The organism is Ruegeria atlantica (genome assembly GCF_013032455.1).
Taxonomy (GTDB): domain Bacteria; phylum Pseudomonadota; class Alphaproteobacteria; order Rhodobacterales; family Rhodobacteraceae; genus Ruegeria; species Ruegeria atlantica_B.
This window is the reverse complement of the sequence record NZ_WQCF01000002.1, coordinates 186693-211184: the sequence shown is the minus strand read 5'-3', so window position 1 is coordinate 211184 and position 24492 is coordinate 186693. Positions and strand designations below refer to the sequence as shown.

The window sequence follows — 24492 nt, the reverse complement described above, 5'->3', positions numbered from 1 at the left end:
CATGCTTTGGGACGCTCTGACCCTGCAGCTGGGCTATAACGCCACGCTGGTTGCGATTGGTGCGACCTTGCTGGGTGTGTCCGCCGGGGTCACTGGGACTTTTCTGTTTCTACGTAAACGCGCGCTGGTCAGCGACGCAATCAGCCATGCGACCCTGCCGGGTGTGTGTCTGGCTTTTATGGTGCTCGTCGCCTTCGGTGGAGATGGGCGAAACCTGATTGGCCTGCTGTCCGGGTCGGCAATATCCGCCTGGATTGGATTGCTGTGTATGAACTGGCTGACGGGCCGCACGCGGCTGGCCGAGGACGCGGCTATCGGAGCGGTCCTTTCGGTCTTCTTTGGGTTTGGCATTGTCCTGCTGACAATCATTCAGACCATGGGCGTTGGCAGGCAAGCGGGGCTGGAAGGGTTCCTTCTGGGTTCAACGGCCGGAATGCTTTGGGCTGATGCCTTAATCATCGCGATTGGAGGGGCGGCGACGCTGGCCTTGGTGATGATCATTCGTCGCCCGATGACAATGGTCGCCTTTGACCCGGAATATGCCGCCGCGCGGGGACTGCCGGTACATCGGATCGACCTTGCGATGATGGGCCTTGTGATGGCCGTCACCGTGGTTGGCCTGAAAATTGTCGGGCTGATCCTGATCGTTGCCCTGTTGATCATTCCTGCGGTCACGGCTCGGTTCTGGACCGACCGCTCGGACCGGGTTGTTCTGCTGGCCGGTCTGGCGGGCGGTCTGGCCGGGTATTTGGGGGCGGCCCTGTCGGCCTCGGCCCCGAACCTGCCAACCGGTCCGATCATCGTTTTGGTCAGCTTTGGTTTCTTCGCACTGTCCCTGCTGTTTGCGCCCGTCCGGGGTGTTCTGGCAGCGGTATTGCAACATCTGAAGTTTCAACGCCGGGTGCATATTCGGCAAGGTCTTTTGGCGCTGGCGCAAGACCAGACAATCTATGAGCCTCTGACCCTGCGTCTGCTGAAACGCGCCAGGTTGGCCCGTGCCGATGGTGTCGCTACTGAGGCCGGGAAGGCCCGTGCCGCAAAGGCGCTGCGAGATGAAAAACGGTGGGAGGTTGTCCGTGCCGATCAAACGCATGAGGCGACGGCGGCGCTTTATGACGGGCTGCGCGATATCGAAACCGTCCTGACCCGCGATCAGATCGCCGAAATTGACCGCCAGATCGGCGGCCCGCAGGGGGTACGCTCATGAGTGGTGAAGAATTCGTTCCCTTGTCGCTGACGCCGTTGCTGATCGGAACATTTGCGGCCATCGCCTGCGCGTTGCCAGGGAATTTTCTGGTGCTGCGCAAGCAGGCCCTGATCGGGGACGCGATTAGCCACGTGGTGCTGCCGGGCATCGTGGTGGCCTTTATTCTGACCGGAGCGATCTCGACCTGGCCGATGATGCTGGGCGCAGCGGGTGCGGCGATTGTTGCCGTGGTGATGATCGAAGCGATCCGTCGACTGGGCCAGATCGAGCCCGGGGCGGCGATGGGTGTGGTCTTCACCACCATGTTCGCAGGCGGTGTTCTGTTGTTGGAACAAACCGATACTTCAACCGTGCATCTGGATGTAGAACACGCCCTGTACGGCAATCTGGAAAGCCTGATCTGGCTGGATGCTGTAGGGTGGTCGTCATTGGTGGACCTGACGGCCTTGGCCGGGCTGCCTCCGGAACTGCCTCGTATTGCGATGACGTTGGTGGGTGTGATCCTGTTCATCTGGCTGTTCTGGCGACCGTTGAAGATTTCCACCTTTGACGAAGGTTTTGCGCGCACCATCGGAATCCGCACAGGTGCGTTAGGCATGGCTTTGGTCATCACAGCCGCCATCGCAGCAGTCGCTGCTTTTGACGCTGTGGGATCGATCATCGTGATTGCTATGTTCATCTGCCCGCCTGCAGCTGCACGAATGATGGCCAACCGGTTAGAAGCGCAAATCGCCTGGAGCGTTGTCTTTGCCATCATGTCCTCGGTTTCTGGCTATGTGCTGGCGGGCTATGGGCCACTTTGGTTGGGGGGCTCGGACGCTGTTAGCGCGGCGGGGATGATCGCGACCATGTCAGGTCTGATTCTGGCCTGTGCCGCGTTTCGGGGGCCGTGTCGACATCGGACCGGAGCACCCAGCGCGGCTTGATAGGGCGTGATCCCGCTTGTGCCACACATGACTCGTCGGCTGAAAATTGCTCAGAAATTAGGCACCGTCAGAGTTAATCACCGCGATCATGGTTTTCATGCTACGACCCCCGCTATTAAATTCTGAATGACCACCACTCACTTCGGATCGTTCGGACAATCGCGATCCGGATCGCCGCAAAGAAACTCCGGCGCGTTGCGATTGTTCGAACGCCCCCTCCTCGAAAAATAGGCCCGCCAAACCAGTGGCAGAATCGCGTATGTGTGTGCTAGGTCTGGTGGTATGGTGCAGGTGAACCCCAATATCAGCGAAAATCGCCCCGTAATCCGGCAGCTCGACGACGCTGCGATCAACCGCATCGCTGCGGGTGAGGTGGTCGAACGCCCGGCCTCGGCAGTCAAGGAGTTGGTGGAAAACGCGATCGACGCCGGGGCAAGTCGGATTGCCATCGACATCGCCGACGGGGGCAAGACGTTGATTCGCGTCACCGACGATGGGTGCGGGATATCGGCGGATGATCTGCCGCTGGCCCTGTCGCGGCACGCGACATCCAAGATCGACGGCTCGGACCTGCTGAACATCCATACGTTCGGTTTCCGGGGTGAGGCGTTGCCCTCACTTGGGGCGGTGGGGCGGCTGACCATCACCAGCCGAGTACCTGGGGCAGATGCAGCACAAATCCATGTGGCAGGCGGCACGATGGAGGCCGTGAAACCAGCGGCCCTGCGCGTAGGGACAGTCGTAGAGCTGCGCGATCTGTTCTTTGCCACGCCCGCGCGACTGAAATTCATGCGCACGGATCGGGCCGAGGCTCAGGCGATCACCGACACCGTCAAACGCCTCGCGATGGCAGAACCGGCGATCACTTTCACGCTGCGCGATGTGTCGGGCGGGGGCGAAGGCCGCGTGACCTTCCGAGCCGACCGTGAGAATGGCGATCTCTTCGACGCGCTGCATGCCCGTTTGGCCCGCGTGATCGGGCGAGAGTTTGCGGAAAATGCCCTTCAGATCGACGCCACACGTGAGGGTATCCGACTGTATGGATATGCCGCCCTGCCGACCTATTCGCGCGGTGCGGCTGTTGCGCAGTATCTGTTCGTCAACGGCCGCCCCGTTCGCGACAAGATGCTGACCGGGGCGCTGAGGGCGGCCTATTTCGATTTCCTCAGCCGCGACCGTCACCCTGCGGCGGCTCTGTTCATCGACTGCGACCCGACGCTGGTGGACGTGAATGTCCACCCAGCGAAATCCGAGGTCCGATTCCGCGATCCCGGTGTGGCGCGGGGGCTGATCATCTCGGCCCTACGGCACGCGCTGGCCGAGGCCGGGCATCGCGCATCCTCGACCGTAGCGAACGCGACCCTTGGGGCGATGCGACCAGAGCCCGCGCAACCCGCTCCGGCGCGGGCCTATCAGATTGACCGACCTTCTCAGTCGGCGCGGCAAGCAGCGTTTCGGGCGCAGTCACCGGGCTTTGCCGAGTTGGCAAATGATTATAGCGGCAGCATCGTTGAACCGCCCCCGGTGGTGGCTCCGGCGCCTGTTGAAGATCCCGCACCGCAAGACCTGCCTCTGGGTGCAGCACGCGGGCAGGTGCATGAAAACTACATCATCGCCCAAACCTCCGATGGAATGGTGATCGTCGACCAACACGCCGCGCATGAACGGCTGGTCTATGAAAAACTCAAAACCCAGATGGCCGAGAAGGGCGTCGCCGCGCAGGCGCTGCTGATCCCGGAAATTGTCGAACTTTCGGAAGGTGACTGCGCACGGCTGATGACGGTCGCCGACGACCTGTCGCGCCTCGGCCTGACGCTGGAGCCCTTCGGTGGTGGCGCCATCGCCGTGCGTGAGACCCCGGCCATTCTGGGTGAGGTCGACGCCCGCGCGATGATTCTGGATATCCTCGACGAATTGGCCGATCAGGGTGAAAGCCAGGCGGTGCAGGTACGGATCGAGGCGATCCTCAGCCGGGTGGCCTGTCATGGATCGGTCCGGTCGGGCCGCCGAATGCGGGCCGAGGAAATGAACGCCCTGCTGCGCGAGATGGAGGCAACGCCTCATTCCGGTCAGTGCAACCACGGACGGCCAACATATGTGGAACTAAAGCTGAGCGACATCGAACGTTTGTTCGGGCGCAGTTGATCCCGGTGCTTCGTCGGGCTATGAAGAATAAAACAAGAACATCTGAGGCGATATGATCGAGATTGCTGGCACAGAAATGGCTTTGAACGAACCTGTGGTGCTGATCGCGGGTGGGGTGGTAGCGTTGATACTGCTTTTGCTGTTCCTGTCCTTGCGGGCAGCCAACCGTTCCGCCCGAATGGCGGAGCCGCTGGCCCGGCAGTTGGCGCATCTGGGCCAGAACGTGCAGCAGTTGGGGCAGGGGCAGGAACAGCTGCGCGGCGGATTGCAGCACGTGTCGGATACGCAGGCCAATGCGCAGGTTCAGGTGATCCAGACGGTCGAATCCCGCTTGTCCTCGGTACAGCAGCAGATGAATGACCGATTGGCGGATAACGCGATGAAGTCGGCGCGGGCTTTGGCCGAGATGCAGGAACGAATGAAGGAATCGCTGCACGGCTCGTCGAAGCAGACCGCGACCTCACTGACGCAGTTGCAGGAACGTCTGGCCGCCATCGACAAGGCGCAGGACAATATCACCAAGCTGTCGGGCGATGTGTTGTCGCTGCAGGATATTCTGTCGAACAAGCAGACCCGCGGCGCGTTTGGGGAAATTCAGTTGAACGATATCGTGTCAAAGGCGCTGCCCTCGGACAGTTTCCAACTGCAGGCGACGCTGTCGAATGGGCGGCGGGCAGATTGTCTGATCAACCTGCCGAACCCGCCGGGGCCGATCGTGATCGACAGCAAGTTTCCACTGGAAGCATATGAGGCACTGATTGGCTCGACCAATGATGCCGAACTGAAAGCCGCCGTGCAGATGTTTCGCAGCACAGTGCGCAAACATATCAATGACATCGCCGAGAAATACATACTGGATGGCGAAACCGCCGATGGCGCGCTGATGTTCCTGCCGTCCGAGGCGGTTTATGCCGAACTGCACGCCAAATTCCCGGAACTGGTGCAGGAGAGTTTCAGCAAACGCGTCTGGATCGTCTCGCCCACCACCTGCATGGCGACGCTGAACACGATGCGCGCGATCCTCAAGGACGCGCGGATGCGGGAACAGGCGGGCGCCATCCGCAAGGAACTGGGGATGCTGCACAAGGATGTGGAGCGTCTTGGCGACCGCGTATCCAACCTGGATCGCCATTTCGGTCAGGCGGCCAAAGATATATCAGAGATCAAGATCAGCGCTGAAAAAGCCGGTCGTCGGGCGCAGCGGCTAGACAATTTCGATTTCGAAGAGCTTGCCCCGGACGACCACACCAATGTTGTGCCGCTGGGCAAATCCGAAGGCTGACCTTTACTGGATAGACAAATCTAGATTGTAGCCGACTGTCTTATCGGTGTCCCGATCATTGCCCATCAGATAGACGCGGATCGTGTAATCTCCGTCTTCGGGCAGGTCGATGCGGGCAGTGTTGCCATTGATAGAGCCGTTGTAGATCGCTTCGCCATCACTGCCGGGCGGCAGGATATTGAAGTAGACTACGCCGTTACCATTGGTGTCGCTGACCTTGAGATCGGCGAACATTTCCTGACCCGCTTGCGCGTCCAGCTTGTAGTCAAAATACTCATTGCCCGTGATTGTCCCGCTCACCATCGTGCCGAAATTGCCGGCGTCGAATTTCACATCTGCTGCGCGCTGCGCCCAAGCTGCGCTGGCAAGTGCCAAGACCAAAGCACTTAGAATAAGATGATTTCGCATGAAATTCCTCCCCAACCAAATTAATGGTTCAGTGTGGCACGAACCGCCCCAACGCTTCAGATGCGCAAGAACGGCTGGAATAGGCGCGGCATCAATTTTCTGAACTTCAGAGGTGCGTCCGTGACCGCCAAACAGATGCAATCCTCCGAGATATCGGCTGTTGGCGTGTGGTGCAAATCCTCATCCGCGATTTCGACATCGCCACGGGCAAAGTGATCGACCTCGTCCGAGAACGCACCTTGCAGAACCATTGTCAGCTCCATGCCGTTGTGGCTGTGGTCCGGGACCGCTGCGCCAGCGGGAATGAACAGAAGGCGGGCCGTTGCCTCGCGGGTGGTCGGCAGGATGGCCTGCTTTACGCCCATGCCGACAGGCCGCCATTTGATGTCGTTTACATCTCCACCAACGTAATCCTGCAAGGGGGCGGGCAGAACCGAACAGCTGGGACGCGCTGGTTTGGTGATCGGGGCCCCCTTGGCGATCAGCGCCATCGTTGCGGCCAAAGAATCCTTACTCATGCTGGCAGAAGTATCCTGATCTTGCAGCACACAGCCGCCAACAGCGTCAAAGCTTTCCGCCCGCGCGCGGCAGTGGTCGCACAGGGAAAGATGCGTTGCGACCATTAGGTCGAACGCCTCGGGCAGGCTGCCGGCGGCATAGGCCATCAGCAGGTCGTCTGTCAGGTGATGTTTGATATCGTTGCTCATCTTCATCATCTCAATTCATCGCGTGGCGCAAGCGGTCCAGCGCCAGCCTTATCCGTGATTTGATCGTTCCCAGGGGTAAACCGGTCTGAGATGCAATCTCTCGGTGGCTCAAGTCCCCAAAATAGGCCTTTTCGATCAACTCTCTTTGCGCTCCGGGCAGCGCCGCCATGGCGTCGCGCAATTGCGCAGTTTCCTGTTGCAGCGCTACAACGTCCTCTTGTTCCGGCTCTGCCTCGGGCCCCCAGCCAAGATCCTCGGGCTCGGGGCGGCGTTGTTTGCGCAGCACGTCGATGCGTTTGTTGCGCGCGATCGTGAACACCCAAGTGGCCACGGTTGCGCGGGTCGGATCGAACAGGTGTGCCTTGTGCCACAAGGTCGCCATCACCTCTTGCGCGCATTCCTCGGCCAAAGCAGCATTAGACCCCGATTTTATCAGGAATGCCTTGATCCGAGGCGCGAAATGCTGGAACAGCTCGGCAAACGCGGCCTGATCCTGCGCATCCCGAATGCGCCTGACGTGGCTCACCCACTCAGTTCTGGTTTTGCTACTGCCATCTGCTTTGTTCACCGGCTTGTCCCTGGTGCGTTTATTAGCGCGCCAAGGTTTAACTGCGGGCCCGACAGCCGGCGGATCATCCAAGGTCACGGTTTCAATCTCGGTAAACATAACCACATTACGCAAGTTGACCCAAGATGGATCACTTTCTGCGCAGTTTTTGATCCGCGCTGCGCTAAACTCCGTATCGCATGGTACAAACAAATGAGGAAAAGAATGCCAGTCGAACGGTTTGCATGCAGATAAGGGGAATGTACGTGAACAGGGTCGATCACATTGCAGGCCATACTTTTCATGGGCGCAAAGGGACTGTTCAAAACGCTTTTCGATACTCTGTCGACTACATCCTGCTTGACCCTGAAAGCGTGCCACAGACACCCGTCCTGTTTTCCATGAATCGCGCCAATGTCACCAACTGGCGAGTTAGCGACCACGGCGGTGAACCGGGGAAGGGACGGGGCGCAACATGGCTACGCGAGCAGTTCGACCAGATGAATGTGCCTCAACCCGATCACATCACGCTGCTGACCCAGCCGCGTGTTCTAGGGCATGTGTTCAACCCAGTCAGTTTCTGGTTTTGCTTCGACGCTGAACACAGGCTTTATGCAGTGGTGGCTGAGGTCACGAACACTTACGGCACGCGCCACAGCTATCTGTGCCACAATCCCGGTTTTGAACCGATCCGGGCTTCGGACCGGATCGTCGCAGACAAGCTGATGCATGTTTCACCGTTTCAAAAGATCGAAGGCACGTACACGTTTCGGTTCGACTATCGCCCGGATCGGGTGGGGGCATGGATCGACTACGGGCGCGAAGGCGGCGGGCTGATCGCCACGCTGACCGGACAGCGGACACCGCTGACGAATGGCACAATTCTTTGGTCGCTGCTGCGCCGACCCTTTGGCGCACGCCGTGCGTTTATCCTGATCCTTTGGCAGGCGCTTAAACTGTGGTTGAAGAAGGCCACGTTCCGCCCCTTTCGCACAGCCCCCGTCCCCGAACACCCGGTTTCCCGCAATCGCGAGCCATAAGGTCACTTTGTTTGCGTAAGATCAAAGACTCAGGCGTCGTGGGATGGTTGTGCTAGGATAGAAACCGCGAACACGAGGAGTTGGGTCATGTTGGAAATCTCGGCAAGAAAAATCGCTCAGGTCGCCATGATGGGGCGTGAATTGAACCGGGCCGAGGGCGAACTGCGCGCTTTTATTGACCGTATGGGCGAAGACGAGCAAGCCGAGTTGGTTGCGGTCATGTGGATTGGGCGCGAGAGTTTCTTTGCCGAGGATCTTGCCGAAGCCATCGCAACTGCCAAATCCGAGGCCTCGACTCCTTGCGCCGATTACCTGATCGGTACGCCACACCTGTCGGACCATCTGGAAAACGGGCTGGATGCACTGGGGATTTCGGCCGAGGATGTTGAAAACGACCTGATGTAGAATTGATTGCAGGCGGCTAGATCGCGCTGGCCGTACCCGTCACAGAACCGGTCGCCGGATTTGTATCTTTTAGGTACTCTGAGCAGATTAAAGGAATGCGGCCCTGCCTTAGTGTGGTCGCCAGAGAGGTATATGCGAAGCGTTTGGCACTTTCTCGGAGGCTTTTTGATTGTCGCTGCCACCGTTGCGGTTCCTCGCATTTCGGCCGCCTGCTCTGTCTGTGTCACGTTGCCCGAATACTCACTTGCCGACCGCATCCTGTCGGCGCATGTTGTCGTGCTGGCCGCGCCGTCGCCTGACAATCCTTTCAAATACACCCCGGTCTCTTTGTTAAAAGGAACGCCCGAGCAACTGGCGTCCTTGCCTAAGATTCCTTTCCTCATCGACAGTGTTACTCGAACCGCTTTCCGAACCGATCCGAGCAAAACCGTATTGATGATCTACGGTGGTGGGTTCCAGGACAAAGCGGGGCGCAGTGTTTTTAACGCCTGGTCCAAAGGTTTTCTGATGACGCCAAAGCGGGCCGATTTTCTCGACACGGTGCGTGCTCAGGAAAAAAACTGGAGTATTGGGGAAACCGGTGACCCCGATCGAGTTGCGTTTTTTAGCCAATACCTGACCAACGAAGACCGGCTGCTGCGGAATGCCGCTCTTGTCGAAATTCACCGAGCGCCTTACGCGATTGCGCGGCAAGTGCAGTATGCCGTGCCAACCACGTACTTATTGCAAGAGCTGCGCACTGTGCAGCGTCTAGCCTATGCACCGGCTGTCATACGCTTGATGGGGTTGCAATCAGACCCCGAGGCAAAGGCGCTGGTGCGAAGCCGGTATCGCTCAGCGTTGAAATCCGGCAGCGCCAATCTGACGGATTGGGCGCTGGCAGGTATAGAAGTGGACGGGCTTGATGCTATTGAAGTGATCGGTGAAGTGCTGGCATCGCGCAGTCGACCACTCGAGGACAGGCAGAAACTGGTCCAGGTTTTGGCCGAAGGTGGCACTACGTGGCCTGAATTACAGGAGCAGATCCTGAAAATCTACAGGCGGTCATTGGGGCATGACGCAGCTATGGCAGGTTGGATTGCCCTAGCCGCCAAGGCTTGGGGAACGGATGCTCTGAACGCTTCGCTTCAAGATGTGTTACTGCGGTCAGAGGCAGACCCGGCGACGCTGTTCCTGATCCAATACGTGCTGAACGCAGATCTGGCAAAGTAAACAGCGCATCTTGGCTTTGGGTGTTTTGCACAATGGCCGTTTAGCGTTCGACGAAAGTAAAATTAACCGAAGTTAATCCGACCCACCGGAATCATTAATCCTGACATCTTTAGTCTGTTTTGCAACGACAATCGCAACTCAGAGCTAAAGGAGAAAGTCATGGGATACGCACAAACAGTTACCCCTCAGAAGGGGCTCTTCTTCGGTATGTTCTCGAATTACGCCGAAGCACGGGTGGAACATTTCCGCCGTGGAATCTTAGCAAATACCGTTCGGGAGCTGGAAAACCTGAGCGACAAGCAGTTGGCAGACATCGGAATGCCGCGCGACGAGATCAAAGAGCGCGCCTATCAGAGCGTCTATCACAAGCAGCCTTACAAGCGCCCGGTTCACTGATCTGTATGCCGCCAAACGTGTGGCAGAAAAAACGGAGGAGAAAATGTTGGATTCAAACCCGCCTCGTAAGACGCCGGTCAATTCCAGCACCGTCATGTTGTTTGATCGGGCAATGCGGTTGCACGCAATCAGATCAAGCATTGTTCGTGCGGCGCAGGATCTGAATCGCCTATCTGATCAAGAGTTGGCCGACCTTGGCATCAACCGCAGCGATATCGACCAAACGATTGAACGCTATATCTGAAAGACAAAGATGCTAGACCAAAGCGAACACGGGCACCGTTAAAGCCATTCCGATCCCCCGGAATGGCTTTTTCATTTTCAGGCCGTGTGGTCCACCACTTGAAGATGCTGGGCCAATTTGTCGATCTCGGCCATCCAGCCTTGCACCAGCTTCGGATCGCTGGGGGCGGCGTGAACGCCTGCCGGGATGGCGCGGTTTAGAACCGCCTCGATGGCCAGCGACACCGGGACCGATACCAGGCGCGCCATTGCTGTGCCGCGCGCGTCGCCCCACGCGTCCATGACATAGGTTTTGTGCCAGACGGGAACGCCGTCTTTTTCTGCCTTTAGCCCCACGCATAGAACTACGCGATCAGGCTCACCTTCGTCATAGGCGTTTTCGTCCCAGAACTGGTCCGACATCTCTTTCAGACGCGCATCGCCTTCGGGGCCGGATAGGGTTTCGATCTCGGTGAACACATCAGACCAGGCGTCAGCCCAACCGTTCAGGCGCAGGGTGCCACGGACGAATTCCTTAACCGGCCAGTGATCCTCGAAATGGTATTGCGCCATGAACGGAATCGAATCGCGATTGGGGTAGACTTCGAAACTTTCTGGCGTCGGAAGCGGTGCGATATAGCTGCTGATCGCATCCCACGGGCGAGCGACGTCCAGAGGAGCGTAGTCGCGGATTGATTTGGAGGGAGAGCGCAGTGCCTTGAGCACACCCAGAGGCGACCAGCTGAACTTATAGCGAAACGGGTTCGGGTTCTTGGGAATTCCGCCGCAATACGAGATAAAGCTCAGGTGGTTTTGCGGATCGAACGCGTCAGAGGCGCGGTAGTCATCGACCAGTGCGTGTGCCATCAGGTGGTCAATGCCCGGGTCCAACCCGACCTCGTTGACCAGTGCTACACCAGCATCGCGAGCCTTGTCGTCCAGCCCGCGCATTTCGGGCGCGATGTAGGAGGATGACACGAAATTGGCCTGTCTCGAGATCGCAAGCTCTGCTAACGGCACGTGCCAATCGCCGGGTAGCATCGAAACGATCACGTCGCCTTTTTCCAGCACCGCGCCAAGTGCGTCGATGTCGAAGGCGCGAATGTCGTCGGTCAGGTCTCCGACCTCGGCTTTGGCCTTGTCGACGGTCCGATTCCAGACGGTAACTTTATAACCGCCTTCGATCAGGCGGCGCAGGCCGGGAATGGCCGACAGGCCCGTGCCACACCAGTGAATAGTCATCTCTCAGATCCCTTCGATATGTGTTTTATATGTTGCTTCTGCCCGGCCCCAGACACCGCTGTCCAGATCGGTCAGTGTCAGCAAAGAAGGCAGCAGTTGCGCTGCGTAGTCTTCCGAGCTTTCGACCGGCAGCATCGACGGCAGGTTGTCGATTGCCATCACGTCCATCACCGTATCGGTGGCCACGCGCAGAGCGGGGGCCTCCCAAGTGGTGGCGCGGTCATAGACGGGAACCGGGTTGTAATCGCTGTCCGGGTCGCAGGCCACATCGCCAATTGCGGTCAAGTTGCGGGGGGCGGTCAGCGCCTCTTGTGAAACAAAGACCGGGGTGCCGGGACGGGCGAAGATGCAGTTCAGGAACAGGTCGTGATCCAGGATTTCCGGGAATGGCCCGCCACTGGCAGTTTCGGCCATGTCCCATTTGGTGACTGTAACGCCCATAGCCTCACACAGGTCCGCTGCTCCGGTGCCCACGCGGCCAAGCGCTCCAATGACGATGGCGCTGGGGCGGTCGGCTCCGGTGGCCTCCAGTTCGACCAGCAGTTCCGCGTTCAGCGCATCCTTGCTTGGATAGACGCCTACAGGCGGGCATTTCTGTCCGCGCTGCTGTGCCGCCCATGTTTTCAGTGTCACCGCAGCGCCGGCATAACCGGCCCAATAGCCGAAGGCCGCGACCCGGCGACCATCCTCATCGACCAGATATTCCAGATCGTATAGTGTGCCGCCGCCAGCCTTGAACCGATCCAGCAGTGCACGACCCGAATGCTGGCCCTTATAGGCGTGGCCGAACATGATGTGGCGGTGGGGCAGGGGCGTGCCATCCTCTGGCAGCTCTTTCAGGCCAAAAATGATCGCATCCTGCGGCGCATTGGGCCAGGAATTTTCAGGCGCGATTTCGCATCCTGCGTCTTTGTAGCCTTTTATCGGGATGGCGCGGACATGGCTTTCCTCGACCGTTACGTGGATACCCGCCGCGATCAGCGCTGCGGCACCTTCGGGGGTCAGCCCGACCCGTTCCTCATTCGGGCGCTGTTCTGCCCGGACCCAGAGATGTGTCATCATAATTCCTTTTGTCAGAGCATTCCGGCGGCACGCACCGCCTGGACCGAGGGACGGGCTTCCATCGCCTCACGGAAGGCGAGGATTTTGGGGAAGGCCGAGGCATCAACGCCATCACCTTCCAGCCAACTGCAAACCACATAGAGATAAGCGTCAGCCAGCGAGAATGCCTCGCCCAGAACATACGGTCCGCGCAGCCCGTTTGAAGAGATATAGTCGCAGGATGCGGTCATCGTCTGTGCGACCTTGTCTTTCATGTCTTTCCAGCTGGATTTCTTGTCGGCCCAACGGTGTCCGCGCAACTTATGGGCGTGATTCACATGCATGGTTGAAGCGAGGTAGAACATCACCTCGCGCATCCGTGCAGCCATGACCGGATCGGTGGGCACCAGACCCGCTTCGGGGGTCTTGGCTGCGATATATTCCAGCAATGCTCCGGTCTCGGTCAGGATACCGCCTTCGACAACCAGCGCCGGAACACGTCCCTTTGGGTTGATCTGTTTGTAGGCAGGTTTCGTCTGTTCGCCCTCGGCGAAATCCAGCTTGATCGCTTCGTATTCCAACCCGGCCTCTTCCAAAGCAATCGCAACAGCGACCGAGATCGTGCGGGGCGCATAGTAAAGCTGCATCAGGGGTCTCCGATCTGATTACAGGTGGGTCTGTGCGAATTGCCTGTCGGGCGCTTCCAGATGAGGAACTGCGTTGAACAGAACCGGGCTCAGCTGGGTGCCGATTGGGTGCAGACGATGTAGCGATGTATTCATGATGGCAAGCGCCACCCGTGCCATCGCTGGGATATCCAGTCCCATCGCTTGCCGCACTACCATCGAGATTAACGCGCCCGAGGTCACCACGATGGCTGGGCCACCCTCGGTTCCGATCTCTCGCAGGGCGTCTGAGACACGGGTTTCGAAGGCGTCGAATGTTTCGGGCGTACCTTCGATCTCACCTTTTGCCCAGGCGGCGAAAGTGCGGGGCAGGTGTTCGACGAACCCTTCGCGATCCCTTGGCACCACCACACCATGTTGCTGTTCGTATAAGCGGGCGATGTTAAAATACTCAATCTCGTTCAGGCGCGGATCTTGAATGGGATCAGGCAGTTTCATGCTGGCTGCGGTTTCAACGTGCCGCTGCAGTGTGCCGCAATAGACGCGCGGATAATGCGCATGTGTATCCTGCAGATGTGCCCCCAGCCAGCGGGCTTGCTGGTGGCCCAGCTCACTGAGCTTGTCATAGCTTTCTTCGTCACGTGCGGCGGTATTGGCCTGGCCGTGACGCACCAGTGTAATATGCGACATTGCGGTCCCTCTTGGGCGAAGTCTTAGGGCAGGTTTTCGGCAGGGGCCAGTGGTGTTTTGTCTGGCTGCGTGCAGAAATCAGCCATTGGCAATGATTTAACCTGTCCAATTCTGAATATGGATGCATGCATCTCTTTTGTTGCCTAACGGGGATAAGTTTCTTATACGATACAAAATTGCTGCAATTGGTCTCGCCCACTGAAAGCTGGCGTCCAAGCATATCTTGTTGACTCGCAATAGCGTCCCGGGAACTTTGGTGTCTAATAGAAGTCGGGCAGAGCTGCGAATGCAGACAATGCGGTGATCTATGAAACGGCATTTGAAAGGCCTTTATAATGACCACACCGAAACGCACGCCTCTTTATTCACTCCACGTTGAGTTGGGTGGTAAGATGGTTGATTTTGCTGGTTGGGAGATGCCTGTTCAGTATCCTTTGGGGATCATGGGTGAGCATAAGCAGTGCCGTGATAAGGCGGCGGTGTTTGATGTGTCTCATATGGGTCAGGTGATCCTGCGGGGCGAGAATGTGGGCGAGAAGCTGGAAGCGCTTTGCCCGCAGGCCTATGCGACGCTGAAAGAAGGCAAGGCGCGGTACGGGTTTTTCACCAACCCCGAAGGCGGGATCATGGACGATTTGATCGTGTCGAACGCGGGCGATCATTTCTTTGTGGTGGTGAACGCGGCGCTGCGCCATCAGGACATTCCGCATATGCAGGCCAATCTGGATGGCGTCGAAGTGACCGAGATCTTCGATCGTGCTCTGGTGGCGGTTCAGGGTCCTGCGGCGGAAAACGTGGTGGGTGAACTCTGCCCTGCCGCGCGCGACCTGAAGTTCATGGAAACCACGATTGCGGACATCAACGGCGTCGAATGCCGCATCTCGCGCCTGGGTTATACCGGCGAGGACGGGTATGAGATCTCGATCCCCGAAGACAAGGCGATCGAGATCACCCGGGCGTTTCTGGCACATGAGGATTGCGAACCGGCCGGTCTGGGCGCACGCGACAGCCTGCGGCTGGAGGCCGGCCTGTGCCTTTATGGCAATGACATCGACCAGAGTACCTCGCCGGTCGAGGCGTCCTTGGGCTGGGCGATGCAGAAACGCCGCAAGGAAGAGGGCGGTTTCCCGGGCGCGGATCGCGTACAAAAAGAACTGGCCGAAGGCGCCGCGCGCAAGCTGGTGGGCATCAAGCCCGAAGGCCGTGCACCGGCCCGTCAGGGCGTTGAGATCCAGTGCGCCGAGGGCAACAGCATCGGCCAGATCACCTCGGGCAGCTTTGGCCCCACGGTCGGCGGCCCGGTTGCGATGGGCTACGTGTCCGCCGGTCATGGCGAGCCGGGCGAAAAGGTGAACCTCATCATACGTGGCAAGGCACAGCCGGCCGAGATCGTGGCGCTGCCCTTCGTCAAGCAGAATTACAAGCGTTGAAGTCAGGAGAGAGAGACATGGCAACCTATTATTCCGAAGAGCATGAATGGCTGATCGTTGAGGGCGACACCGCCACGCTGGGCATCACCGCGCACGCGGCCGAGCAGCTGGGCGAAGTGGTCTTCGTCGAGCAGCAGGAAGCGGGCGACGAGTTCGAAAAAGGCGGCGAGATCGGCGTGATCGAATCCGTTAAAGCCGCGTCCGAGCTTTATGCTCCGGTGGATGGCGAGATTACGGAAGTGAACGAGGCGCTGGCCGACAACCCTGGTGCGCTGAACGAAGACCCCGAAGGCGAAGCCTGGATCTACAAGATCAAGATCGCAGACGCCTCGCAGCTGGACGACCTGATGGACGAAGCCGGCTACAAAGCCTTCATCGGCTAAACCAATCTCGGAGCCCCGCCATTGGGGCTCCCTCGCTTCATCTTTTCCCAAATACTCCCGCCGGAGGCATCTGCCAAAGCGGCTGGGTGAGACTTTCCTCTAGGAGCGCAACACATGGCCTTCAAACTGACCGACTACGAAGCCTATGACTTCGCCAATCGCCGCCACATTGGCCCAAGCCCGACCGAGATGCGCGACATGCTCAAGGTGATCGGCTTCAAGACGCTGGACCAGCTGATCGACGCCACCGTCCCGCCTGCAATCCGGCAGTCTGAGCCGCTGGATTGGGGCCCGGCGATGACGGAACGCGACGCGCTTTTCCACATGAAACAGGTGGCAAGCAAGAACAAGGTTCTGACCTCGCTGATCGGTCAGGGTTATTACGGCACCACCACCCCGGCACCGATCCTGCGCAACATTCTGGAAAACCCGGCCTGGTACACCGCCTATACACCTTATCAGCCTGAGATCAGCCAGGGCCGGCTTGAGGCGCTGTTGAACTTCCAGACCATGGTCAGCGACCTGACCGGGCTCGATGTGGCCAACGCCTCCTTGCTGGACGAAGCCACAGCCGCTGCCGAAGCGATGGCGATGGCCAAGCGCGGCGGCCGGTCCAAGGCCAACAACGCGGCCTTCTTTGTCGACAAGAACTGCCACCCGCAGACCATCGCGGTGATTAAAACCCGCGCCGAGCCTCTGGGCATCGACGTACAGGTCGCCGATCCGGACACACTGGACGCCGGTTCCGTCTTTGGCGCGATCTTCCAGTACCCCGGCACCCATGGTCATGTGCGCGACTTCACTAAGGAAATCGCGGCCCTGCACGAACACAAAGCCATTGCCATCGTCGCCGCCGATATCCTGTCTCTGGCGCTGCTGAAGTCACCGGGCGAGATGGGCGCGGATATCGCCATCGGCTCGACCCAGCGTTTTGGCGTCCCGATGGGCTATGGCGGCCCGCACGCCGCTTACATGGCGACCACCGACAAGTTGAAACGCTCGATGCCGGGCCGGATCATCGGTGTGTCCATCGACAGCCGCGGCAACAAGGCCTACCGCCTGTCACTGCAAACCCGCGAGCAACACATCCGTCGCGAGAAAGCCAACTCGAATGTCTGTACCGCGCAGGCGCTGCTGGCCGTCATTGCTTCGATGTATGCCGTGTATCACGGCCCCGACGGCATCAAGGCCATCGCGCAATCGGTGCACCGCAAGACCTCGCGCCTGGCGGCTGGTCTGGAAGAGGCGGGCTTTGCGGTTGAGCCGGAAGTGTTCTTCGACACCATCACCGTCGAGGTCGGCCATCTGCAGAACGTCGTGATGGAGGCGGCCGTGGCCCGTGGCGTCAACCTGCGCAAAGTCGGCGAGACAAAAGTGGGCATCAGCCTGGACGAACAGACCCGCCCCGAGACCATCGAGGCCGTCTGGGGCGCCTTTGGCATCGACAAGAAAGATGACAGTTCGAACAAGGTCTACCGCCTGCCCGACTACGCGCTGCGTGAAAGCACCTATCTGACCCACCCGATCTTCCATCAGAACCGGGCCGAGGCCGAGATCACGCGCTACATGCGCCGTCTGGCCGACCGTGACCTGGCGCTGGACCGCGCGATGATCCCGCTGGGCTCGTGCACCATGAAGCTGAACGCCACGATCGAGATGATCCCAGTCACCTGGCCCGAGTTCTCCAACCTGCACCCGTTCGTGCCCGAAGATCAGGCGCAGGGTTATCACGAGATGATCGCCGATCTGAACGACAAGCTGTGCCAGATCACCGGTTATGACGCGATCTCCCAGCAGCCCAACTCGGGCGCGCAGGGGGAATATGCAGGCCTGCTGACCATCCGCAACTACCACTTCGCCCGCGGCGAAGGGCAGCGGAATGTCTGCCTGATCCCAACCTCGGCGCATGGCACCAACCCGGCCTCGGCCCAGATGGTGGGCTGGCAGGTTGTGCCGGTGCAGGCGGATGAGAACGGCAATATCGACATCGCCGATTTCCGCGCCAAGGCGGAAAAACACTCCGACCATCTGGCCGCCTGCATGATCACCTACCCCTCGACCCACGGCGTGTTCGAGGAAACCGTGCAGGAGGTCTGCCAGATCACCCATGATCACGGCGGTCAGGTCTATATCGACGGGGCGAACATGAACGCCATGGTCGGTCTGGCCCAGCCGGGCAAGATCGGCGGCGATGTCAGCCACCTGAACCTGCACAAGACCTTCTGCATCCCGCATGGCGGCGGCGGCCCCGGCATGGGTCCGATCGGCGTCAAGGCGCATCTGGAGGAACACCTGCCCGGCCACCCGGAATACGGCACCGCCGTGGGTCCGGTCTCGGCCGCGCCCTTCGGTTCGCCCTCGATCCTGCCAGTCAGTTGGGCCTATGTGCTGCTGATGGGCGGCGCGGGTCTGACCCAGGCCACCAAGGTGGCGATCCTGAACGCCAACTACATCGCCGCGCGCCTCAAGGATGCCTATCCGATCCTGTATACGTCCGAGACAGGCCGTGTGGCGCATGAATGCATCCTCGACACCCGCCCGCTGGACGCCGAGGGCAATATCAGCGTTGACGACATCGCCAAGCGTCTGGTCGATTCAGGCTTCCACGCCCCGACCATGTCCTGGCCGGTGGCGGGCACCCTGATGGTGGAACCCACGGAATCGGAGCCCATGGCGGAACTGGACCGCTTCTGCGACGCCATGCTCTCGATCCGGGCCGAGGCGCAGGAGATCATCGACGGCAAGATCGACGCGGAGAACAACCCGCTGAAAAACGCCCCCCACACGGTGCGCGATCTGGTCGGCGAATGGGACCGTCCCTACACCCGCGAGCAAGCCTGCTTCCCGCCGGGCTCGATGGGCGTCGACAAGTACTGGTCCCCCGTCAACCGCGTCGACAACGCTTACGGCGACAGAAACCTCGTCTGCACATGCCCCCCAATGGACGCATACCAAGACGCCGCAGAATAAAAAAATAAAACCCCGCCAAAAAAGCGGGGGGGATAACAACCTAAATCTGGCCAAGCCGTAACGGGATCAATCCGTTCAAAGCAACTGGAGGAACAATGAAACACTATGTCCTCGGAAACGACCATGCTCAATTGGCCAGAACAACAATTGAACGGCAACGCAACATAGACGTTTTTCTGAACGAATCTGAATCCAAGGCGTCGGCGGAAATGGTTGTCGAGTTCTTTCAAGCTCTCAATGACCTTGTTGAAGATCACACCTATTCTGTGAACATTCGCTGTGCGGCGAAGGCACCAGCGGGTGATCCGCTGTATTGGTCAGGCCGCACCGCGATTTTCTGGGGCGATTTCCACAAGACCTGGCTCAACGATTACAACGATACGTCGCGGCTTTCGCAGGTGCTTAACCTTGCACCCCGATCGATACTGGTTGGCGGGGCAGTGTTGCTGCTGGCACAAACCGGAAGAGGCGACCAAACCGTCGCCGCCATTCACCCCAATTTTCTGGCAGCTGCGCAGGAAATTGGCCTCGCTGACTGCCATCAGTGCTCGCACCGATCTCCAGACGGTCGGGTACACAGCGCCGCGACCAAGCTCAGCGCCCTACGCCTTTTGTCGGAATTTGTAGCACTGGATCACGGCGAGCATCTGGCAGAAACCTTGCGCAGCTATATCGGCCTGACCGAGCCAAAACGCAGCTGTTCAAGCCAGCTTGCGACCCGGCTTATTCAGCGGTCGGGGGCAGATCCGATGGTGCGCCAAGTGGTTGAAAAAATGCTTAAAAATGTCGAAGATCCACTGAAGATTTCCGATCTTGCTGAGGCGTTAGGCGCGTCCACACGCCAGTTACAGCGGCGCTTTCTAAACAAGACGGGCGTCAAACTGTTGACGACCTATCGCGAGTTGCGGCTTGAACGCGCTTACAGCCTCTTACGATACACCGACATGCCACAGCTTGAGATTTCGGCGGCAACGGGGTTTTCATCCGCAGGCGCCTTGGGGCGCGCATTCAGGGCACAATATAAGACAACGCCCGAGGCGGTACGCAGCCATCGCTTTGCTGGTAACTTATCAGAGCTCTAAGCACCGCACTGGGCTGCCGGAAGATTGCTGCGGGCGGTCAGCTTAGACTGCCCACGTCTCTTTTGCTGCACAACGGCTTCTGGCGGGCTGACGTTGACGCTCGACGGCAAATCCTACCGTGTGTCACCGGGCTTGCCTGTCGCCGAATCTTGGGATTTTCTGATCTCACTCACCAATCACAAGGCCCGGCCGGAATGAAACTTGAATTTCACCACATCAATTTTGTCTCTGAAGATGTCGAGCGGTTACACCGCTTTTATACCCAGATCCTTGGGTTGGATAACATTCCGATCGAAAACTTCCCCCGGCCCAAAGCTACCGACGACAAGGGCTATGCCGGCAAGATTCGGTTTGCCACCGATGGTGGCATGCAGATGCATCTTGCCGAGAAAAACCTGGATGTCGCCTTCAAACATGGCGAAACCATCAACCCTGTCGAGCGCGGCCATATCGCGTTTCGAACGGACGACATTGAGGCCTTCAAAAAACTGCTCGACGACAATGAGGTTCCCTATTCAGACTATGGCACTGCTTTCGCGGAAGAATGGCACCAATTGTTTTTCCACGACCCTGAAGGCAACATCATCGAGGTCCATCAGGCGCTGTAACCCATTTAGGAGGCATTGATTGAAACAGGCCGTACTTGTCGTCGACGTTCAGCCCTGCTTTGATCCGCCATCGTGGCTGGTCGAGCGCAGCCGCCTATTGGCAGCCAAGTATCCGTCGGTCGCCACGGTCGTACGCCATGACGAGGCCAAGGTCCCCTTTTTCCGACAGCTTGGGTGGAAACCCCGATCCATTGATGACAGCCTGATTGAGGCGGATAAAATTATTCTGAAATACGGCTATGGCCTGCCCTCTGACGTGATCGAACAGTTTCAAATCTGGAATGTTGACCGGGTTCTGGTTTGCGGCATTCAGGCCGATACTTGTGTGCTGGCCGCAGGTTTCGCCCTGTTTGACGCGGGACTTCAGCCGACCATTGTGGCCGACACGGTTGTCGGGTCCTCACTGGATCGCAGCGGTAAGCTGGGCGTTGATCTGTGGCGACATCATTTCGGCCAGGTCATTAATAATCATTTAGAATTGCTCTGACGCGTACAAGTAAATGTTTGGAATAGAAAACAATACCAGCCAAACAGGTGGTCATTTTCGGTGTTTTTCAGGACTTACTGCGCGGTTGCGGGTTCAGCATCGCCCCACCCGGCCGTACGCATGGCCATAATCAGGTTCTGAACTGGCGCGGGGTCTACAAACACCCGAATTTTCAACGCCTCCAGAGGGAAATTCGGCCAGGTCTTAGTATAAACCTCGGCCAATCTCCGGGCCTCGACGTGGTCGCCATTGTGCCAATGTGCCGCCATCAAGTACGCGGTGGAAATCGGCCCGAACGGCCCACCGCGCGCAATTGTATCTTCGTAGGTACGGATCGACCCCGAATAGTCGCCCGTGTGAAACTGCGCCGCACCCAGCGCATTTCCGGCCACCGATCCTCCGCTATCTCTAGCGAGCGCCTGATACCGGTCGGCATGGGAAAGAACCCGGTCGAAATCCATGGTATAAAGCGAGATCAGGGCATCAAACTCGGCAATATGCGGGTCATTGGGGGCAATGTCGGTTGCCCGCCGCGACAGGTCGGTGGCCTTGCCGAAGTTGCCCACGGCAAACTCAAACCATGCGCGCGCGGACAGCGCCCATGGCGCATCCGGTGCCAGTTCCATTGCGTGGGTGCTATTGTCATTGGCGGCGGCCAGCAATTCGTCGGCAACCGGGTCCCAGAATTGCAGAATGGCCAACATGGTTTCGACTTGCGCCGCGCCTGCATAGCCGCAGTAATACAGCGGATCTCGTTGTGTCGCTGTTTCAAAAACCAACAAGGCAGGTCGAAGACGCGACAAATCCACCACCGGGAAGATCAGGTCCCGTCCTGCGCTGCACAAGTTCATCGCCTCAACGCGGGTTGGAGAGACATCGTAGATCGTAGACTGATCGCCCAAAGGCCAAGCCGTGTGGCTTTCCCTAAAAAACGACGATGTCAGAAAAATGCCTAAGCCCAACGCAGCCACGCCCAAAGCTGCGCCGACAAGATATAGAGGCCGTACACCCTGGCGCCCGCCTTCTGCGCCCACGAGGAACTCCGGCGCATAGCTACCAACCGGTAGTGAAATGACCACCGGGTCCGACGCGCCCTCGCCGCCATAGTAAGCCTTGAGCTTGCGCCGCACGCGTCCTGCGTCGACGCGCACAACCCCTTCCCGCCGGGACAGGTCATTGGGGTCATAGCCATAGACATCCATCGCAATCGTCTTGGCGCGAATTTCATCAGTGCGCCCAGCCAGCGCTTCGGCCACGACATAGGTCAGGAACGACTGCATCCGGGCCGATCCCTTGAAATCCTTCGAGGCCAATACCCGTTCAAGCGCGGCCTTGATCTGTTCCGTAGGGAACGATCCTGCGCTCTGTCGCGCGTTTTCGTCAGCTTTGGCAGTCAAGAACTATCCTTTCAAGGTAAGGACTTGGCGGCGTGTTGCTACGGTAGCATGCGGCCTTTTACGTTCAAGGTATATTCTTGGCCAGGTATGCTTGAGGGGTAAATCCAGCGAGCGCCCCCAACAGATGACAGATGACGAATTCTTTGACGCACAATTTCCCGGTACAGCACATCGGCTGCGTGCCCTGCGTACCCAAGACACGGAATTCGACCAGATTTGCGTCGATTATCACGAAGTCTTTTCGGATCTCGCCTTGGCCCCACAAGCAACAGGACAAACGCAAACCCGTTACCTCGCAGATCTGGCCGAAAGCGTCTCGGATTTGCGGAACGTTATCGAAAAGCGATTGCAAGCCTCCGATTGCACGAATGAGTGAAAGGTTGACTATGAAACTCCGTACCCTTCTGCCCTTGCTGATCCTGACCGCCAGTCCGGCGATGTCTCAGGACACTCCGATCATTCACGACGGTGAATTCGAATACCTGCGCGCGCAGTTCGGAGAGGCTTGGGATGCGCAGGATGCCGAGATTGACGCCAGACTTGCCGAGATCCGGGCGGCGAATGGCGGTCTGCCCCCCAATTTCCTCTACATCCTTATTGATGACGTGAGTTTCGGCCAGATGGGCGACCGCAAAATGAACTACGTCATGGGCATTGAGACGCCGAACATCAACCAACTGGCCACCGAAGGCCTGTCATTGATGCGGATGTACACCGAACCTTCCTGCACCCCCACGCGTACAGCGCTGCTGACAGGCCGTCACCCGGTGCGGGCCGGTGTTGAAGAGGTCAAGGTTGCGCTGGTGGGCGAAGGTCTGCCCGCCAGCGAAGTCACCCTGCCCGAAATCCTGAAACAGGCGGGGTATTCGACCACCCATGTCGGCAAGTGGCATCAGGGCGATATCGAAGAATCCTATCCCCACAATCAGGGTTTTGAGTGGGCCGCCTTCCCCCTGCACCAGCAAGTCCAGCTGAGCCTTATGACCCCCGAGGCGATGCGGTCCAATGCCATGCTCGGCTATGTTCCCGAAGGTCAGAACAACCAGTTCCTTCTGGACGAGCGTTTCAAACCCTACGGTCTGGTCACCGGTGTCGAGGCTGAGGCTGGCGGTTTGGCGCGCGAAGTAGACATGGCGGCGGGTGAGGTCTGGACGCAGGCGAAGTACGAGGACATGAACCTGCGCTATCAGCAGCAGGCGCTGGAACAGCTGCAGCGTGTCGCGGCCGATGATGCGCCCTTTTTCCTGCAATACTGGCCGCTCTACCCGCTGAACTTTGTTTATGCCGATCAGGCGATCTCGCGCAACGGCGGGTTCCACGCCGACAAACTGCAACTGCTGGACGGTTGGATTGGTGACCTGCTGCAGGCGCTGGATGAAACCGGAAAGGCGGACAACACCATCGTGATCCTGATGGCCGATAATGGCCTGATGTATCACTACGAAGGCAGCTCGGGCCTGAACCAGCTGATCTATCGCGGCGGCAAGACCCAACACCTTGAAGGTGGTGTGCGCACAGATGCCTTCATCCGCTGGCCCAATGTGATCGAACCGAACAGCGCGGCGGGCGACATCTTTCACGTCTCGGACATCTACACCACGATGGCCCGAATAGCCGGCGCGACGGACTTTATCCCGCGCGACAGGGTAATCGACGGCATCGACCAAACAGCCCTACTGCTGAACGGCGAAGGTCATGGCCGGCGCGATTATGTCTACGTCTACGAAGGTCCGGTGCTGCGATCCGTCGTCAAGCAAGAGTTCAAGATGCACCTGCCCGCCCCCGGCCAGCCCGGCGCAGCGGCACCCACCTACAACATCTATCGCGACCCACGTGAGAAACATCCGTTGGTCGGGTACTCTCTTTGGGCCGGAGCTTCGTTTCAGGACATGATCAAACGCCACCAGAAGATGATCGCAAAATACCCCCATTCCGAGATCGGCAAGGGCCGTCCCTACGAGGGGATCGAGAATCTGCGCCCAGAGTCGGAGACGACCCGAGATGTATTCATGAGCTGGCAGTAATGCAGTTCGGTAGAA

The 24492-nt window shown here is 58.7% G+C and carries 25 protein-coding genes; 17 read left to right on the top strand and 8 right to left on the bottom strand.

The genetic code is table 11. From position 1 onward, the window contains the following. Window position 1: 1 nt before the first annotated feature. The 4 genes from GOW93_RS05025 (at window position 2) to GOW93_RS05010 (ending at window position 5560) form a co-directional block, all read left to right on the top strand. Window positions 2–1207: a metal ABC transporter permease gene (locus tag GOW93_RS05025; protein ID WP_170382026.1), complete on the top strand. Its 1206-nt coding sequence runs from the start codon at window positions 2–4 to the stop codon at window positions 1205–1207. Next, window positions 1204–2133 carry a metal ABC transporter permease gene (locus GOW93_RS05020; RefSeq protein WP_170382025.1) on the top strand — a complete coding sequence of 310 codons (930 nt, stop codon included), beginning with the start codon at window positions 1204–1206 and terminating at the stop codon, window positions 2131–2133. The genes GOW93_RS05025 and GOW93_RS05020 overlap by 4 nt, the downstream gene beginning before the upstream one ends. 282 nt (window positions 2134–2415) lie before the next feature. Further along, window positions 2416–4278, top strand: coding sequence for a DNA mismatch repair endonuclease MutL (gene mutL / locus GOW93_RS05015; RefSeq protein ID WP_170382024.1), 1863 nt, complete (start codon window positions 2416–2418; stop codon window positions 4276–4278). 52 nt (window positions 4279–4330) lie between these two features. After that, on the top strand, window positions 4331–5560 hold the full coding sequence (locus tag GOW93_RS05010; protein WP_170382023.1) for a DNA recombination protein RmuC: 1230 nt from the start codon (window positions 4331–4333) through the stop codon (window positions 5558–5560). Window positions 5561–5563: 3 nt separating this feature from the next. Here the strand turns inward: GOW93_RS05010 and GOW93_RS05005 are convergent, their stop codons facing one another. The 3 genes from GOW93_RS05005 to GOW93_RS04995 are packed head-to-tail and all read right to left on the bottom strand — an operon-like array spanning window position 5564 to window position 7342. Further along, a complete protein-coding gene (locus tag GOW93_RS05005; protein WP_170382022.1) occupies window positions 5564–5968 on the bottom strand; it encodes a hypothetical protein in 405 nt (134 codons plus the stop codon). Window positions 5969–6024: 56 nt separating this feature from the next. Next, complete coding sequence (locus GOW93_RS05000) at window positions 6025–6675, bottom strand: ChrR family anti-sigma-E factor (RefSeq protein WP_170382021.1); 651 nt, start codon at window positions 6673–6675, stop codon at window positions 6025–6027. Between the two features lie 10 nt (window positions 6676–6685). Continuing rightward, complete coding sequence (locus GOW93_RS04995) at window positions 6686–7342, bottom strand: sigma-70 family RNA polymerase sigma factor (RefSeq protein ID WP_170382020.1); 657 nt, start codon at window positions 7340–7342, stop codon at window positions 6686–6688. A gap of 146 nt (window positions 7343–7488) precedes the next feature. Here GOW93_RS04995 and GOW93_RS04990 point away from each other — a divergent pair, with 146 nt between their 5' ends. From GOW93_RS04990 to GOW93_RS04970, 5 genes are all read left to right on the top strand, one after another. Beyond that, window positions 7489–8262: a DUF1365 domain-containing protein gene (locus GOW93_RS04990; RefSeq protein ID WP_170382019.1), complete on the top strand. Its 774-nt coding sequence runs from the start codon at window positions 7489–7491 to the stop codon at window positions 8260–8262. 87 nt (window positions 8263–8349) lie between these two features. Beyond that, window positions 8350–8667, top strand: a complete 318-nt coding sequence (locus GOW93_RS04985) for a DUF3775 domain-containing protein (protein ID WP_170326413.1) — start codon at window positions 8350–8352, stop codon at window positions 8665–8667. A gap of 165 nt (window positions 8668–8832) precedes the next feature. After that, window positions 8833–9879 carry a hypothetical protein gene (locus GOW93_RS04980; protein WP_170382018.1) on the top strand — a complete coding sequence of 349 codons (1047 nt, stop codon included), beginning with the start codon at window positions 8833–8835 and terminating at the stop codon, window positions 9877–9879. 159 nt (window positions 9880–10038) lie between these two features. Then, a complete protein-coding gene (locus tag GOW93_RS04975; RefSeq protein ID WP_170382017.1) occupies window positions 10039–10275 on the top strand; it encodes a DUF1127 domain-containing protein in 237 nt (78 codons plus the stop codon). Window positions 10276–10318: 43 nt separating this feature from the next. After that, window positions 10319–10519 (top strand): DUF1127 domain-containing protein, encoded by a 201-nt coding sequence (locus tag GOW93_RS04970; RefSeq protein ID WP_170382016.1) that lies wholly within the window; start codon window positions 10319–10321, stop codon window positions 10517–10519. A gap of 77 nt (window positions 10520–10596) precedes the next feature. Here the strand turns inward: GOW93_RS04970 and GOW93_RS04965 are convergent, their stop codons facing one another. From GOW93_RS04965 to GOW93_RS04950, 4 genes are read right to left on the bottom strand one after another with little or no spacing between them, the layout of a single operon-like run. Beyond that, complete coding sequence (locus GOW93_RS04965; protein ID WP_170382015.1) at window positions 10597–11739, bottom strand: saccharopine dehydrogenase family protein; 1143 nt, start codon at window positions 11737–11739, stop codon at window positions 10597–10599. Window positions 11740–11742: 3 nt separating this feature from the next. Beyond that, entirely contained in the window at window positions 11743–12798 is a 1056-nt protein-coding gene (locus GOW93_RS04960; protein WP_170382014.1) for a saccharopine dehydrogenase, read from the bottom strand. Between the two features lie 14 nt (window positions 12799–12812). Then, complete coding sequence (locus tag GOW93_RS04955; protein WP_170382013.1) at window positions 12813–13427, bottom strand: glutathione S-transferase family protein; 615 nt, start codon at window positions 13425–13427, stop codon at window positions 12813–12815. Between the two features lie 18 nt (window positions 13428–13445). Further along, window positions 13446–14096 (bottom strand): histidine phosphatase family protein, encoded by a 651-nt coding sequence (locus GOW93_RS04950; RefSeq protein ID WP_170382012.1) that lies wholly within the window; start codon window positions 14094–14096, stop codon window positions 13446–13448. A gap of 332 nt (window positions 14097–14428) precedes the next feature. Here GOW93_RS04950 and gcvT point away from each other — a divergent pair, with 332 nt between their 5' ends. The 6 genes from gcvT (at window position 14429) to GOW93_RS04920 (ending at window position 21056) form a co-directional block, all read left to right on the top strand. Next, complete coding sequence (gene gcvT / locus GOW93_RS04945) at window positions 14429–15526, top strand: glycine cleavage system aminomethyltransferase GcvT (RefSeq protein WP_170382517.1); 1098 nt, start codon at window positions 14429–14431, stop codon at window positions 15524–15526. A 17-nt stretch (window positions 15527–15543) separates the two neighbouring features. Then, a complete protein-coding gene (gene gcvH, locus GOW93_RS04940; RefSeq protein ID WP_170382011.1) occupies window positions 15544–15909 on the top strand; it encodes a glycine cleavage system protein GcvH in 366 nt (121 codons plus the stop codon). A gap of 114 nt (window positions 15910–16023) precedes the next feature. Beyond that, window positions 16024–18879, top strand: a complete 2856-nt coding sequence (gene gcvP, locus GOW93_RS04935) for an aminomethyl-transferring glycine dehydrogenase (protein WP_170382010.1) — start codon at window positions 16024–16026, stop codon at window positions 18877–18879. A 95-nt stretch (window positions 18880–18974) separates the two neighbouring features. Continuing rightward, window positions 18975–19961, top strand: a complete 987-nt coding sequence (locus GOW93_RS04930; protein WP_170382009.1) for a helix-turn-helix domain-containing protein — start codon at window positions 18975–18977, stop codon at window positions 19959–19961. A 194-nt stretch (window positions 19962–20155) separates the two neighbouring features. Continuing rightward, entirely contained in the window at window positions 20156–20569 is a 414-nt protein-coding gene (locus GOW93_RS04925) for a VOC family protein (RefSeq protein WP_170382008.1), read from the top strand. A 19-nt stretch (window positions 20570–20588) separates the two neighbouring features. Further along, window positions 20589–21056: a cysteine hydrolase family protein gene (locus GOW93_RS04920; RefSeq protein WP_170382007.1), complete on the top strand. Its 468-nt coding sequence runs from the start codon at window positions 20589–20591 to the stop codon at window positions 21054–21056. Window positions 21057–21130: 74 nt separating this feature from the next. Here GOW93_RS04920 and GOW93_RS04915 read toward each other — a convergent pair whose 3' ends face one another. Then, the gene (locus tag GOW93_RS04915; protein ID WP_170382006.1) at window positions 21131–22453 is read right to left on the bottom strand and encodes an adenylate cyclase; all 1323 of its coding nucleotides are present in this window, start codon (window positions 22451–22453) and stop codon (window positions 21131–21133) included. Between the two features lie 124 nt (window positions 22454–22577). On the opposite strand from GOW93_RS04915, the gene GOW93_RS04910 reads away from it, so the two are divergent. After that, complete coding sequence (locus GOW93_RS04910) at window positions 22578–22829, top strand: hypothetical protein (protein ID WP_170382005.1); 252 nt, start codon at window positions 22578–22580, stop codon at window positions 22827–22829. 10 nt (window positions 22830–22839) lie between these two features. After that, window positions 22840–24477, top strand: a complete 1638-nt coding sequence (locus GOW93_RS04905) for a sulfatase-like hydrolase/transferase (protein WP_170382004.1) — start codon at window positions 22840–22842, stop codon at window positions 24475–24477. Window positions 24478–24492 lie beyond the last annotated feature (15 nt).

Coding starts and splice junctions, on each gene's coding strand:
- GOW93_RS05025 (WP_170382026.1), top strand. CDS start 2: ATGCTTTGGGACGCTCTGACCCTGCAGCTGGGCTATAACGCCACGCTG.
- GOW93_RS05020 (WP_170382025.1), top strand. CDS start 1,204: ATGAGTGGTGAAGAATTCGTTCCCTTGTCGCTGACGCCGTTGCTGATC.
- mutL (WP_170382024.1), top strand. CDS start 2,416: ATGGTGCAGGTGAACCCCAATATCAGCGAAAATCGCCCCGTAATCCGG.
- GOW93_RS05010 (WP_170382023.1), top strand. CDS start 4,331: ATGATCGAGATTGCTGGCACAGAAATGGCTTTGAACGAACCTGTGGTG.
- GOW93_RS05005 (WP_170382022.1), bottom strand. CDS start 5,968: ATGCGAAATCATCTTATTCTAAGTGCTTTGGTCTTGGCACTTGCCAGC.
- GOW93_RS05000 (WP_170382021.1), bottom strand. CDS start 6,675: ATGAGCAACGATATCAAACATCACCTGACAGACGACCTGCTGATGGCC.
- GOW93_RS04995 (WP_170382020.1), bottom strand. CDS start 7,342: ATGTTTACCGAGATTGAAACCGTGACCTTGGATGATCCGCCGGCTGTC.
- GOW93_RS04985 (WP_170326413.1), top strand. CDS start 8,350: ATGTTGGAAATCTCGGCAAGAAAAATCGCTCAGGTCGCCATGATGGGG.
- GOW93_RS04975 (WP_170382017.1), top strand. CDS start 10,039: ATGGGATACGCACAAACAGTTACCCCTCAGAAGGGGCTCTTCTTCGGT.
- GOW93_RS04970 (WP_170382016.1), top strand. CDS start 10,319: ATGTTGGATTCAAACCCGCCTCGTAAGACGCCGGTCAATTCCAGCACC.
- GOW93_RS04965 (WP_170382015.1), bottom strand. CDS start 11,739: ATGACTATTCACTGGTGTGGCACGGGCCTGTCGGCCATTCCCGGCCTG.
- GOW93_RS04960 (WP_170382014.1), bottom strand. CDS start 12,798: ATGACACATCTCTGGGTCCGGGCAGAACAGCGCCCGAATGAGGAACGG.
- GOW93_RS04955 (WP_170382013.1), bottom strand. CDS start 13,427: ATGCAGCTTTACTATGCGCCCCGCACGATCTCGGTCGCTGTTGCGATT.
- GOW93_RS04950 (WP_170382012.1), bottom strand. CDS start 14,096: ATGTCGCATATTACACTGGTGCGTCACGGCCAGGCCAATACCGCCGCA.
- gcvH (WP_170382011.1), top strand. CDS start 15,544: ATGGCAACCTATTATTCCGAAGAGCATGAATGGCTGATCGTTGAGGGC.
- gcvP (WP_170382010.1), top strand. CDS start 16,024: ATGGCCTTCAAACTGACCGACTACGAAGCCTATGACTTCGCCAATCGC.
- GOW93_RS04930 (WP_170382009.1), top strand. CDS start 18,975: ATGAAACACTATGTCCTCGGAAACGACCATGCTCAATTGGCCAGAACA.
- GOW93_RS04925 (WP_170382008.1), top strand. CDS start 20,156: ATGAAACTTGAATTTCACCACATCAATTTTGTCTCTGAAGATGTCGAG.
- GOW93_RS04910 (WP_170382005.1), top strand. CDS start 22,578: ATGACAGATGACGAATTCTTTGACGCACAATTTCCCGGTACAGCACAT.
- GOW93_RS04905 (WP_170382004.1), top strand. CDS start 22,840: ATGAAACTCCGTACCCTTCTGCCCTTGCTGATCCTGACCGCCAGTCCG.